General features: G+C 74.7%; 10 protein-coding genes and 1 pseudogene. 9 read left to right on the top strand and 2 right to left on the bottom strand.

All coding sequences use genetic code 11. The features are described 5' to 3' along the window. Nucleotides 1-246: pseudogene (locus ACQRUO_RS35170) on the bottom strand (hypothetical protein); the annotation flags it as partial. A 64-nt stretch (nt 247-310) separates the two neighbouring features. Between ACQRUO_RS35170 and ACQRUO_RS35165 the strand changes: the two are divergent. From ACQRUO_RS35165 to ACQRUO_RS35130, 8 genes are all read left to right on the top strand, one after another. Then, nucleotides 311-1,060, top strand: a complete 750-nt coding sequence (locus ACQRUO_RS35165) for a response regulator transcription factor (protein ID WP_428320224.1) — start codon at nt 311-313, stop codon at nt 1,058-1,060. 38 nt (nt 1,061-1,098) lie between these two features. Then, a complete protein-coding gene (locus tag ACQRUO_RS35160) occupies nt 1,099-2,502 on the top strand; it encodes a sensor histidine kinase (protein WP_428320225.1) in 1,404 nt (467 codons plus the stop codon). 228 nt (nt 2,503-2,730) lie between these two features. After that, complete coding sequence (locus ACQRUO_RS35155) at nt 2,731-4,317, top strand: cellulose binding domain-containing protein (protein WP_428320223.1); 1,587 nt, start codon at nt 2,731-2,733, stop codon at nt 4,315-4,317. A gap of 91 nt (nt 4,318-4,408) precedes the next feature. Further along, nucleotides 4,409-6,166: an alpha/beta hydrolase gene (locus ACQRUO_RS35150; RefSeq protein ID WP_428320222.1), complete on the top strand. Its 1,758-nt coding sequence runs from the start codon at nt 4,409-4,411 to the stop codon at nt 6,164-6,166. Between the two features lie 154 nt (nt 6,167-6,320). Next, the gene (locus ACQRUO_RS35145) at nt 6,321-8,072 is read left to right on the top strand and encodes an alpha/beta hydrolase (protein ID WP_428320221.1); all 1,752 of its coding nucleotides are present in this window, start codon (nt 6,321-6,323) and stop codon (nt 8,070-8,072) included. Between the two features lie 11 nt (nt 8,073-8,083). Then, nucleotides 8,084-8,707 carry a hypothetical protein gene (locus ACQRUO_RS35140; protein WP_428320220.1) on the top strand — a complete coding sequence of 208 codons (624 nt, stop codon included), beginning with the start codon at nt 8,084-8,086 and terminating at the stop codon, nt 8,705-8,707. Between the two features lie 16 nt (nt 8,708-8,723). Then, nucleotides 8,724-9,170: a hypothetical protein gene (locus tag ACQRUO_RS35135; RefSeq protein ID WP_428320219.1), complete on the top strand. Its 447-nt coding sequence runs from the start codon at nt 8,724-8,726 to the stop codon at nt 9,168-9,170. 91 nt (nt 9,171-9,261) lie between these two features. Continuing rightward, nucleotides 9,262-10,668, top strand: a complete 1,407-nt coding sequence (locus ACQRUO_RS35130) for a glycosyltransferase 87 family protein (RefSeq protein WP_428320218.1) — start codon at nt 9,262-9,264, stop codon at nt 10,666-10,668. A gap of 57 nt (nt 10,669-10,725) precedes the next feature. Here the strand turns inward: ACQRUO_RS35130 and ACQRUO_RS35125 are convergent, their stop codons facing one another. After that, the gene (locus ACQRUO_RS35125) at nt 10,726-11,142 is read right to left on the bottom strand and encodes an SsgA family sporulation/cell division regulator (RefSeq protein WP_428320217.1); all 417 of its coding nucleotides are present in this window, start codon (nt 11,140-11,142) and stop codon (nt 10,726-10,728) included. Nucleotides 11,143-11,471: 329 nt separating this feature from the next. Between ACQRUO_RS35125 and ACQRUO_RS35120 the strand changes: the two genes are divergently transcribed. Then, a partial coding sequence (locus ACQRUO_RS35120; protein ID WP_428320216.1) for a DUF2510 domain-containing protein occupies nt 11,472-12,373 on the top strand: 902 nt, incomplete at its 3' end.

The raw sequence follows: 12,373 nt of genomic DNA, 5'->3' as shown, positions 1-12,373 counted from the left end.
GCCGGCGGTGGGCGGTGCGGTGGTGGCGGGGCTCGGGCTCGGGCTCGGCCCGGCGGTCGGGGCCGCCGAGTCGGTGGGCAGCGCGGGCAGCGTCGGCAGCGCGGTGGCGCGGGCTGGCAGCGGCAGCGCCCGCGGCGGCTCGAACGCCGAGTCGGACAGCACGCTGCTGACGCCCAGCCAGGACAGCACCACCCCGGCCGTGGTGGCCAGCGCCCAGGCTCCCGTCTGTACCAATCCGCTACGCATCGCCCGCCATCCTGCCCCATCCGGGATGCCGCCGGCACGACGGGATGCCGTAGCGTGCAGGGCCATGGCAACTGTCCTGGTGGTCGAGGACGACCCGTTCGTCCGCTCGGCCCTGATCCGGCACCTGTCCGAGTCCGGGCACGCGGTGCGCAGCGTCGGCACCGCACTGGAGGCGTTGCGCGAGGTCGCCCAGGTCGGCTGCGACCTGGTCATCCTCGACCTCGGCCTGCCCGACCTGGACGGTGGCGAGGCGCTCAAGATGATCCGCGGCCTGACCAACGTGCCGGTGATCATCTCCACCGCCCGCGACGACGAGGCGGAGATCGTCCGGCTGCTCAACGACGGCGCGGACGACTACCTGGTCAAACCCTTCTCCGGCGAACACCTGACCGCGCGGATGACCGCCGTGCTGCGCCGCCTCGGCGGCGGTCTGGCGCCGGTCACCCAGGTGCTGCGGGTCGGCGGGCTGGCGATCGACGTCCAGCGGCGGGAGGCGGTGCTGGACGGGCAGGCGCTCGACCTGACCCGCCGGGAGTTCGACCTGCTGGCCTTCCTGGCCGCCCGGCCCGGCGTGGTGGTGCCGCGCAAGGAGATCCTGGCCGAGGTCTGGCGGCAGACCTACGGCGGCGACCAGACCATCGACGTCCACCTCTCCTGGCTGCGCCGCAAGCTCGGCGAGACCGCCGCCGAACCGCGCTACCTGCACACCGTGCGGGGCGTCGGGGTCCGGCTGGAGGCACCGGACCCGACGCCGGCGCCGGCACGGTCGGGCGACCGGGCACCGGACCGGGCCGCGGCGGAGCCCCGGCCGTGACAGCGCGCGGCGGTCCCCGGGCGGGGGCCGGTCCGTCGCTGCGCTGGGTGCTGGTCCGGGCCGCGGTGGCCGGGACCACGATGGTCGCGCTGGCCTTCCTGATCCCGCTCGGCCTGGTGGTGCAGAAGACCGCCCGGGAGCGCGCCTTCACCGCCGCCGACCGGCAGTGCGCTGCGCTCGGCCCGGCGCTGGCCATCACCACCGACCAGGGCGACCTGGCCCGGGCCCTGGCCAGCACCGACTCCGGCGCGCAGGGACGGCTCGCGGTGCACCTGCCGCCCGCCGCGGGCGGCACGGCGGTCACCGCCGAGCAGGTGATCGGCACCGCGCGGGCCACCCCCACCGACATCGCGGACGCCGCCCGGGGCCGGGTGCTCACCGTCAAGGTGCCCGGCGGCTACGCCCGGCTGCAGCCGGTCGCGGTGGCGCCCGCCAAGATCGCCGTGGTCGAGGTGTACGTCGCCGACGCCGACCTCACCCGCGGGGTCGGCACCGCCTGGCTGGTCCTCTCGCTGGTCGCGCTCGGCCTGGTGGCGATCGCCGTGCTGGTCGCCGACCGGACCGGCGCCCGGCTGGTCGGCGCCGCCCGCCGGCTGGCCGGCGCCGCCCGGGCCCTGGGCACCGGCGACCTCGCGCTGCGGCTGCCGGTCGAGGGCCCGCAGGCCGACGGCAGCCCCGCCGAACTGCGCGAGGCCGCCGCCGCGTTCAACGCGATGGCCGACCGGGTGGTGCACCTGCTCGCCGCCGAACGGGAGTTGGCCGCCGACCTGTCGCACCGGCTGCGCACCCCGCTGACCGTGCTCCGGCTCAACGCCGCCTCGCTCGGTGACGGCGACGCCGCCGAGGCCACCCGGCACGCGGTCGCCCAACTGGAGCGCGAGGTCGACCAGATCATCCGCTCGACCCGCCGCACCCCCGGCGGGGCCGCGGCCCGCACGGTCGGCTGCGACGCGGCCGAGGTGATCCGCGAACGGGTCGGCTTCTGGTCCGCGCTGGCCGAGGACGAGGGACGCCGCTGGCAGCTGCACGGCGCGGACGCCCCGGCCCGGGTGCCGGTGCCGCCCGGCGACCTGGCCGCCACGCTGGACGCGCTGCTCGGCAACGTGTTCCGGCACACCGCCATCGGCACCGCCTTCTCGGTGGACGTGCTGGCCACCGAGCGGGCGGTGATCGTGCTGGTCGGCGACGCCGGCGCCGGGTTCGACGACCCCTCGGCCGCGCTGCGCCGGGGCGGTGGGCACGGCGGCGAGGGGTCCACGGGGCTGGGGCTGGACATCGTCCGCAAGCTGGCCGAGGCGACCGGCGGCGACCTGGCGCTCGGGCGGTCGGCGGTGCTGGGCGGCGCCGAGATCCGGTTGCGGCTGGGCACCGGGCCGGCGGACGGTGCGGCCCCCGCGGGGCGGCGGCTGGGGCGCGGGCGGCGCGGCGGGCGGGCGGGGTGACGGGTCGGGGATGGGCTGGGTGACGGGTCGGCTGACGGTCGTGGGACGGGTCGGCTGACGTGGGGAGGACGGATCCCACGGGTCGGACGGGTTCCTTAACGGCTGCCTAAGGGACGGCTACCCGTGTCTGAGCAGGCGATTTCCGGGCTCGGCGGGGCGCTAGCGTCGGCGACGCCGGGCGTGAGGGCGCCCGGCACCCCTTCCCCCGTACGGTAGTTGAGGAGTCCCATGACGAAGCAGCCCACCCGCCGCGTCGGTCACCGCAGGCGCGGGCGCAAGGGCCTGGTGCTCGGGGCGAGCGCGGTCGCCGCGGCCGTGGTGGCCGGCGGGGTCGCGGTGCTGGCGTCCGGCGCCAGTGCGGCCTCGCTCGGCGCGGTCTACAGCCGCACCAGCGTCTGGGACACCGGCTACACCGGCCAGTACCTGGTCACCGACGCCAACTCCACCCCGATCGACGGCTGGAAGCTCAGCTTCGACCTGCCGGCCGGTGCGAAGATCACCTCGCTCTGGAACGCGGACTTCACCGCGTCCGGTCAGCACGTCACGGTGGCCCCGCAGTCCTGGAACAGCAGGCTGACGCCCGGTCAGAGCGTGGACGTGGGCTTCGTGGTGGAGGGCAGCGGCGCCGCGCAGGCGGAGCCGGGGAACTGCCTGATCGACGGCGCCTCGTGCCGCACCGGGGAGGGGCCGACGCCGGTGCCGTCGGGGCGGCCGACCGGTGCGCCGACGCCGGCGCCGACGGTCGTGCCGTCGTCGCCGACCGCGTCGCCCACCCCGACCCTGGTGCCGACTCCGACCGCCACGCCCACGGCCGCACCGACCCCTACCCCGGTGCCGACCCCGACCGCTGTGCCGACTCCCACCCCCGTGCCGACGACCCCTGCCCCGGCCGGCGGCGGCGCCGGCTTCGCGCCGTACGTCGACACCTCGCTCTACCCGCCCTACGACCTGGTGGCCACCGCCAAGGCCGACGGGGTGAAGAACTACACCCTGGCCTTTGTCGTCTCCGGAGGCGGCTGCGTGCCCAAGTGGGGCGGCGTCAGCGACCTCACCGCGGACCCGGTGGCGGCCCGGATCGGCGCGCTGCGGGCGCTCGGCGGCGACGTCCGGGTCTCCTTCGGCGGCGCCAACGGCAGCGAGCTGGCCACTGCCTGCTCCTCGGCGGGCGACCTGGCCGCCGCCTACCAGCAGGCGATCGACGCCTACGGCCTGACGAAGATCGACTTCGACGTCGAGGGCGGCGCGCTCGCCGACACCGCCGCCAACACCCGCCGCGACCAGGCGATCGCCCAGCTCCAGCAGACCGCGGCCGCCAAGGGCCGGACGCTGGACGTCTCCTTCACCCTGCCCGCGCTGCCCACCGGCCTGACCCAGGACGGCGTCAACCTGGTCACCGGCGCGGCGGGCGCCGGGGTGCGGATCGGCGCGGTCAACATCATGGCGATGGACTACGGCGACGGCGTGGCCCCCAACCCGAGCGGCCACATGGGCAGTTACGCCATCGACGCGGCCACCGCCACCCAGGCCCAGCTGAAGAGCGCCCTCGGCCTGAGCGACGCCGACGCCTGGCACAAGGTCGCGGTCACTCCGATGATCGGCGTCAACGACGTGGCCTCGGAGGTCTTCACCGTCGCCGACGCCCAGCAGCTGGCCGCCTTCGCCGGCAGCAAGCACCTGGCCTGGCTGGCCATGTGGTCCGCCACCCGCGACCAGCCCTGTGCCGGCGGCGCCAAGGCCTACGCCGACCCGACCTGCAGCAGCATCGCCCAGCAGCCGCAGGACTTCGCGAAGGCACTCGGGGCGTACACCGGGTGACCGGGCGGCTGCACTGAGTGCACACGAACCGGTAAGGTGATCGCCAGCCCGGCGGGGAGCCGGCGTTCTGCCCGTTCACGGGGGGTGCGGCATGGAGCTGGCCAGTCTGCGGGAGGCGAAGGTCGACGCGCTCCGCGGGGCGGCGGACGCCTACGACACGCTCCGCGGGTCCGTCGACGCGGACCTGGCCCAGTGGCAGACCGGCACCGTGGCGGCGGTCACCGCCTCCGGCTGGTGCGGCCGGGCCGCGGACCTCGCCGGGCCGGCGCTCACCAGCAGCACGAGTCGGTTGCAGGCCGCCGTCGAGGAGTTGGGTTCGATCGGCGCGAAGCTGCGGGCGGCCGCCGACGCCCTGCGGCTGGCGCAGGCCAAACTGGTGAAGGCGCTCGCCGACGCCGACGCCGAGCTGCTGACGGTCGACGACTCCGGCGACGTCCGCTGGGGCCCGCCGACCCGGCCGGACGACCAGGACGACCCCGCTCACTGGAACGCCCGGCAGCAGGCGGCCGCCGAAGGCGTGAGCCGGCGGATCCAGGCCGCGCTGGCCGAGGCGACCGCCGAGGACCAGGACCTGGCCCAGGCGCTCCGCCACTTCACCGCCAACGCGACCGGCGGCGCCGGGCCCGACCCGGCGGCCGCGGCCGCGGACCAGGCGCAGACCCGGCTCGACGGGATGCACCCCGAGTACCTGCAGGGCATGCCGCCCGCCGGGGCGCTGCCGAGCACGGTCAACGCCTGGTGGAACGCGCTGACCCCGGACGAGCAGCAGTGGTTCGTCACCGAGCACCCGCAGCAGATCGGCAACCTGGACGGGATCCCCGCCACGGTGCGGGACCAGGCCAACCGGGCCTGGCTGGCGGCGACCGTCACCGCCCTGAACCAGGAGCAGCACCCCACCCCCGAGCAGCGGCAGCAACTCGCGAAGCTGCGGCCCGTCCAGCAGCGACTCGACGCGGACGCCAAGGCCCTCGACGGCCGTCCCAGGGACTTCCTGCTCGGGATCGGCACCGAGGGCCAGGGCCGCGCGATCCTCTCCTTCGGCGACCCGGACGTCGCCACCGACATCTGCACCTACGTCCCGGGCATGACCTGCGACCCGGCCTCGCTCGGACCCGACGACGGCGCGCTCGACGGCTCCAACGAGGCGGGCAACGCCCTCTGGGCCTGGCGCTCGGCCCAGCAGAAGGAGCCGCCGGGCCGAACGGCGGCCTCGATCATCTGGCTCGGCTACGACGCCCCGCCGGCCGGGCCCCCGGTGGCCACCTGCGAACGGGCGGCGGCCGGCGCGCCCGCGTACGCGAGGTTCCTGGACGGCCTCCGCAGCACCAACGGCAGCGCCGGGCTGCCGCACCTCACCTCGATCGGCCACAGCTACGGCTCCCTGCTGGTCGGCACGGCGACGAAGCTCGCCACCCGGCCGGACAGCCGCTACCGCCCGCCGGACGACGTCGTCCTGATCGGCAGCCCCGGCGTCGGAGCGACCTCGGCCCAGGAACTCGGCCTCCCGGGCCACGTCTGGGCGGGCGCCGCCGGCAACGACCCGGTCACCCACCTCCCGGGCGCCCGCGACATCTACGCCACCGCAGCCGGCGGCGCCCTGCTCGGCCCGCTGGGCGCCGTCATCGGTCACCAGCAGGGCGACCCGCACCACCTCCCCTTCGGCCAGGACCCGGCCGGCAAGGGCTTCGGCGCCAACCGCTTCACCGTCGACGACCACAGCGCAGGCCTCGACGTGGTCGCCGCCCACCTCAAGTACCTGACCCCGGTCAACGGCGGCCCGTCCCTGGCCAACATCGGCAACATCGTCACCGCCCACTACGCCCAGGTCCAACGCGAGCCCGGCCGGTGAAGCGAACGCGGGAGATCGGCCGTTCGCTCTCGGTGGTCGCCGCACCGGCTTGTGCACAGGGTGACCGGGCGACTGCTTCGCGTCAGGACGAACCGGTAAGGTGATCGCCAGTTCGGCGGGGAGCCGACGTTTTGGCTGTTCACGGGGGTGGGGCATGGAGCTGGCCAGTCTGCGGGACGCAAAGATCGGTGATCTGTACGGCGTGGCGGGTGCGTACAACACGCTGACCGATGCGTTGACGACCCACACCGCCGACTGGACGAGCGGCACTGTCCAAGCCGTGCAGGGCTCGGGCTGGACCGGTCAGGCCGCCGAGACCGCCCAGGCCTCGCTCGCCGCCACCGACGACAAGTTGCAGGCCGCTGGTCTGGAACTCGGCACGATCTACGGCCAACTGTGCAACGGCGCGGACGCACTCCAACTCGCCCAGTCCAAACTCCTCCAGGCACTCGCCGATGCCGAGGCCCAGGGCTTCTCGGTGAATGACTGTGGTGCTGTCAGCTGGCCGCCGCCGGCACCCGGCCAACGCCATGACGACCCGGCCGACTGGCAGGCCCGACAGCAGTCGGCCGCCGATGCGATCAGCACCCGGATCTCCGGTGCCCTGGCCGAAGCGACCACGGCCGACCAGGCGCTCGCCGCCACGCTGAAGTCCTTCACCGACCGCGCGACCAACGGGAGTGGTCTCGACCTGCAGACCGCGAACGCCGACCGGTACCAGTCCGACTTCGGGCTCGCCACGCCTGCCTATCTGCAGGGCGTTCCGGCCGGCAGTGCCGGCCCGGCCGAGTGGAACTCCTGGTGGAAGGGGCTGACCCCGGCCGAGCAGCAGTGGTTCATCGCCAACCATCCGGACCTGCTGGGGAACCAGGACGGGATCCCGGCGGCGGTGCGGGACCAGGTGAACCGGGCCTGGCTGACGAACCAACTGGCCCCGATCGACCAGAAGGTGGCGCACGGCACCCCGCTGACCGCGACGGAGCAGGACGCGCTCAAGAAGCTGGGACCGATCCGCGACCGGCTCAACGATGACGCGAACTACACCACCGACCAGCCCAGGGACTACCTGTTGGGCATCGGCACCGAGGGGCAGGGCCGCGCGATCATCTCGTTCGGCGATCCGGACACCGCCACCGACATCTCGGCGTACGTGCCGGGCATGACGTCGGACCCGAGCTCGTTGAAGCCTGGGCGCAACATCACCGACGGGTCGAACGAAGCCGAGAACACGCTCTGGGCCTGGCGCTCGGCCCAGGCCAAGGAGTCACCCGGAGGGCGTGCGGCCGCCATCGTCTGGCTCGGTTACGACGCGCCGCCGGGGAACCTGGCCGTGGGAGAGGTCGCATCGGCGGACCGCGCGGACAGTGGCGCACCCGCGTTCGCGAAGTTCGTCACCGGACTGCGGGCGACCAACGGCACCGCGCACGTCACCTCGATCGGCCACAGCTACGGGTCGCTGCTGGTCGGAACTGCCACCAAGCTGTCGACCCAGCCCGGCAGCACCTACCGGCCACCCGACGACGTGGTCCTGATCGGCAGTCCCGGTGCCGGCGTCAACAGCGCAGCGGACCTCCGGCTTCCGGGCCACGTCTGGGTCGGGGCTGCTGACAACGACATGGTGACCCACACGCCCTCGCGCGCCGATGTGCTGGCCGGGGCGATCGGTGGCCCGGTCGGCTTGTACATCGCGCACAAGTTCGATCCGCGCGCCGGCTGGTACGGCACCGATCCGGCCAGTGCCGATTTCGGTGCCCAGCGCTTCGCTGTCGACGACAGCAGTTGCCCGAATCCGATCGACGCCCACCTGAAGTACCAGACACCCGGCAACGGCGGTCCGTCGCTGAACAACATCGGTGCCATCGTCGCCGGTCAGTACGGACAGGTGCAGCGGGAGGATCGGCGATGAGGGTACGACGGGTGAGCCAGCGGCGAGGGTGCCTCGGGGTGGCCGTCGGCATCGTCCTCGTGCTCGCCCTCGGGGCGTGGTTCCTCGGCAACGGCTACGGTCCACTGGCCCACTACGACGAACCGACGATGAGTCCGGGACAGGCACGGGCCAGGATCGACCAACTCGTCAGCCGGACGATGGCGGGGATCTCGCCCGCGCCGACCTACTGCAACTTCTCGTACGCCTCCGAGCGCGACTCGGCTCACTGGGACGGCGAGCCCAGCAGGCTCTCCGACCTGATGGGCAGCCTCGACATCTGCACGAGAATCTCGCCCGCCAGGGTCCCGGTGCTGCTCGACCAGATCACCAAGGCTTGGCAGGGCCTGAGCAGCGTTCCGGTGACCCAGGGGGCCCCGAACCGGAGCGGCTACCCGCCGACCGTGGCCACGCTGAACGCACAGGTCCCCGGCGTGTACATGAGTGTCCAGGTGTTGGCGCCCGTGGCGTCCGGAGCCACGCAGTCCGAGACCGTGGAGTTCCTGTTCCACGCCTACGGCGTCCGCTACCAGCCCACCCACGACTACAAGCTCCCGGGCCCGGCTCCCACAAGCAGTCCGCCGGCCCCGGCCGACGACCCCTACTGGTCCCACTGAACCGGAGGCACTCCCCATGACCAGCAATCCCGGCTCGGGCTTCGTCGTGCATCCGGACGCCCTCACCGGTGCCGGGCAGAACGCGCAGACGGTCGGGGGGCGCATCCCCGAGGAGGCGAAGGGGGTCGGGCCGGCGAGTGATGCCGGGGTGGCGGGGCTGGCGGGCTTCGCGAGTGCGCAGGCGTTGCAGGAGTGCACCGCGGCCTGGCAGGGGGTGCTGAACGCGCTGGCCGGCGAGCTGGGCGGGCAGGGGCAGAACCTCGTCACCACGGCGCAGAACTACCGGTCCGCCGACGCGTCCGCGGCCGCCGCGCTGCCCGCTCCGGCGGGTGGGGGTGACCCGTTCGCGGTTCCGCGACCCGCGGCTGCGGGCGGCGGGGATCCGTTCGCGATCCCGCGGCCCGCTGCGCCGCCGCCCGTGCGGGACCCGTTCGCGGTGGCCGGGCCGGCGGGCGGGCGGTGAGTCGGGGGCTCGTTCGAACCGTCGCGCGGGGAGGGCCGTCCGTTATTGTCGATGGCTGGTCTACCGACCGAGTGGCGGGATGGAGCGGGCAGTGACAACGGTGCAGCAGGACTCGCGGGCGGCGGCGCAGGCCGGGCCCGGGTCGGTCCCCTCCGACGCCCCGGCCTGGCGCCGCTGGGTGGCCGAGCCGATACGTGCGGTGCGGGAGGCGCCGCGGGAGCGGATGCGCCAGGCGCTGAAGATCGCCGCGGTGTCGCTGCTCGCCTACGCGGTGGTGCGGCACTTCATCGGGACCTCGATGGTGGACATGATCGTCTACCGGGCCGAGGGCGGCGTCGTCGCGCACGGGCACGACCTCTACGCGCTGCGGGTCACCAAGTGGAACCTGCCGGCGACCTACCCGCCGTTCGCCGCGATGCTCTTCACCCCGACCGCCTACCTGCCGGTGCCGTTCCTGCGGGTGGCGGTCACGGCCGGGAACCTGGCGCTGCTCGGGCTGGCCGCGCTGCTGTCGTTCCGGCTGGCGGGCTGGCCGCGCCGGGAGCTGCGGCCGGTCGGGGTGGTGCTGGTCGCCGGGCTCGGGGTCTGGCTGGAGCCGATCTTCACCACGCTGCGGTACGGCCAGATCAACCTGATCCTGCTCTGCCTGGTGCTCTGGGACCTGACCACGCCGGACCACCGGCGCTCGAAGGGCATCGGCATCGGCATCGCCGCCGGGATGAAGCTCACCCCCGGGCTGTTCGCCGTCTACCTGCTGCTGACCGGCCGGATCCGGGCCGCGGTCGTGTCAGGGCTCACCTTCCTCGGCACCTTCCTGATCGGCGCCCTGGTGCTGCCGAGCGCGACCTGGGGCTTCTGGACCAAGTACCTCTACGACTCGTCCCGGGTCGGCAAGACCGAGATCGTCGACAACCAGTCGCTGCGCGGGGTCGCCGCCCGCTTCCTGCACCACGCCAACCCGGGGCTGCCCGCCACCGCGGTGGCCGCGCTGGTGGCCGTGGCCGGGCTGGCGATCGCGGTCGCCGCCCACCGCAGCGGGCGCCGGCTGCCGCGGTTCGAGGCCTGGGGCGTCTGCGTCACCGCCGTCACCGCCGTGCTGATCTCGCCGATCAGCTGGACCCACCACTGGATCTGGTGCGTGCCGGTCCTGGTGCTGCTGGCCGCCGAGGCCGACCACGAGCGGACCCGCCCGGCGGCCGTCCGGCGACGGCGCTGGCGGGTGGTCTTCTGGATGACGCTGGCCGGGTTCTGCTCCTTCTCGATGTGGCTGGTGCCGCACAAGGGCATCACCAACCTGCAGATGAACCTGTTCAAGCAGGTGCCCGCGGGGATGTACCCGTGGATCGGGCTCTGCTTCCTGGTGGTGGCCGCGCTGCGGGTGCGGTCGCGGCGGCGGGTGGCCGGGCAGTCGCCGGTGCCGCTCGGGGTGCCCGGGCAGCGGCCGGGCGGCCAGGACGGGTCCGCCCCGGCCGGTCAGCGCACCCCCGCGGCGCGCTGACCCCGACCACCGTGACCGGCGCCGCTGCCGCGGCTGCCGTGACCACTGGCCACCCGCTCAGGCCAGCAGGTCGGCGAGCGAGCCCTCCAGGTCGAGCACGCTCAGCTCGCTGCCCGGCGGCACCAGGCGGTGCGCCCGCTCCAGCCAGGCGGCCACGGCCGGCAGCGGGGCCTCCAGCAGCGCGTCCCCGCCGGGCGAGGTGAGCGCGAAGCAGAGCACGCTGTGCCGCCCCGCCCGGGTCGGCCAGATCCGCACGTCGCCCTGCCCGCACGCCCGGAAGGTGCCCTCCACCAGCAGCTCGCGGGCGAACACCCAGGTCACCGGGGCCCCGGTGTCCAGGTGGAAGGTGATGTGCACGGCGAAGGGGTCGTGGCTGCCGTAGGAGAACCGGGCCGGCACCGGGATGCTGCGCTCGGGGGAGAGCACCAGGTGGAGTTCCAGTTCCAGCTCCACCACGGTCGGGCTGATGTCCATGTCGCTGCGTCCTCTCGGTCGGCGCCGAGCCCCTGGCGGGCCCGGACATCTGGAGAGAGCGCGTTGCCGCCCGGTTCTTACACGCGTTTCTCGCACAGGTTCACGGAGGTGCGGCCGAGGTGTTGTGCGCCGCCGGTGGGTGGCGCGCGGGCGTGATCACACGCCGGGGTCGCACGGACAGACCACAGAGGTCAGCCAACCGGGTCGGGCCCCGCGCTGTCCCGGCAATCGGCAACTTCCATCGGAGTGGGTCCGGAAGTACTACCCTTTGTGACTGCCCGGCGACGTGGCGTGCGCCCCGCCGGAGGCCCTCAGGAGAGTAGATCTGCATGTCGGACCAGCCGTTGGTCGCCAGCGTGGACACCGCCGCGGTCCCCGCGCCCGGTTACTACCCGGACCCCTCGGTACCGGGGTTCGTCCGCTACTGGAACGGCGCCACCTGGGTCCCCGGGACCAGCCGCCCGGCGCCGGCCGAGGGCGAGGTGCTGGTGGCGCCGGCGTTCGCCGCCCGGCCCGCCGTGCGGCCGAACGCGCGCTACATCCCGCCGCCCTCGGTGCCGCAGCCGGCGCCGGTGGTGGAGCCCGCGGTGGCGGTCGAGCCGGTGGCGGGGGTCGAGCCTGCGGCGGTGGTCGAGTCCGCGGCGGCGCCCACGGTGGTCGGAGCGCCGGTGGTCGGAGCGCCGGTGGTCGGGGCGCAGGCGGCGGGGGCCCCGGCGGACGCACCGGATGCGGTGGTGGAGACCGGCCCGGTGTTCCTGGACCAGACCTCGGCCGGGGCGGTCTTCACCATGGCGCCGCTGGAGGAGGCAGCGCCGGGCGGCGGGGGCTGGCAGGTCGACGCGCGGGAGCAGCCCGGGCTGCTGGAGACCGGGAGCGGGCCGCGCTGGGTGTCCTGGGGGCGGCTCGGGGACGCGCCGGCGCCGGCGGCGGAGGCAGGGGGAGGGTCGACGGGTTCGTCCGCGGTGGAGCCGGCGCCCGAGCCGGAGGCGCGGCCGGCGGTGCCCGCGGCCCGGTCCGGCGGGGCGCCGGTGCGGGAGGGCGGGCGGTCCGGGGCGGCCTCGACGGCCGGTGCCCGGTCCGGTGGCGGCGCAGCGTCGGCGCGGTCGGCGGCGGTGGCGGTGCCGGCTCGGAGCGGGAAGTCGGTCCAGCCGACGTCCCGCGCCGGGGCGACCGCGGCCACCACGGCAGCCAGGACGAGCTCCCCCCCCGCGACGGCCCGGCCGGCCAGGTC

The organism is Kitasatospora sp. LaBMicrA B282, from assembly GCF_050325825.1.
Taxonomy (GTDB): domain Bacteria; phylum Actinomycetota; class Actinomycetes; order Streptomycetales; family Streptomycetaceae; genus Kitasatospora.
The sequence above is the reverse complement of the archived record's forward strand: the minus strand, read 5'-3'. Positions and strand labels throughout refer to the sequence as shown.

Excerpts from the sequence above, each read along its gene's own strand:
- ACQRUO_RS35165 (WP_428320224.1), top strand. The coding sequence starts at position 311 with ATGGCAACTGTCCTGGTGGTCGAGGACGACCCGTTCGTCCGCTCGGCC.
- ACQRUO_RS35155 (WP_428320223.1), top strand. The coding sequence starts at position 2,731 with ATGACGAAGCAGCCCACCCGCCGCGTCGGTCACCGCAGGCGCGGGCGC.
- ACQRUO_RS35150 (WP_428320222.1), top strand. The coding sequence starts at position 4,409 with ATGGAGCTGGCCAGTCTGCGGGAGGCGAAGGTCGACGCGCTCCGCGGG.
- ACQRUO_RS35145 (WP_428320221.1), top strand. The coding sequence starts at position 6,321 with ATGGAGCTGGCCAGTCTGCGGGACGCAAAGATCGGTGATCTGTACGGC.
- ACQRUO_RS35135 (WP_428320219.1), top strand. The coding sequence starts at position 8,724 with ATGACCAGCAATCCCGGCTCGGGCTTCGTCGTGCATCCGGACGCCCTC.
- ACQRUO_RS35125 (WP_428320217.1), bottom strand. The coding sequence starts at position 11,142 with ATGGACATCAGCCCGACCGTGGTGGAGCTGGAACTGGAACTCCACCTG.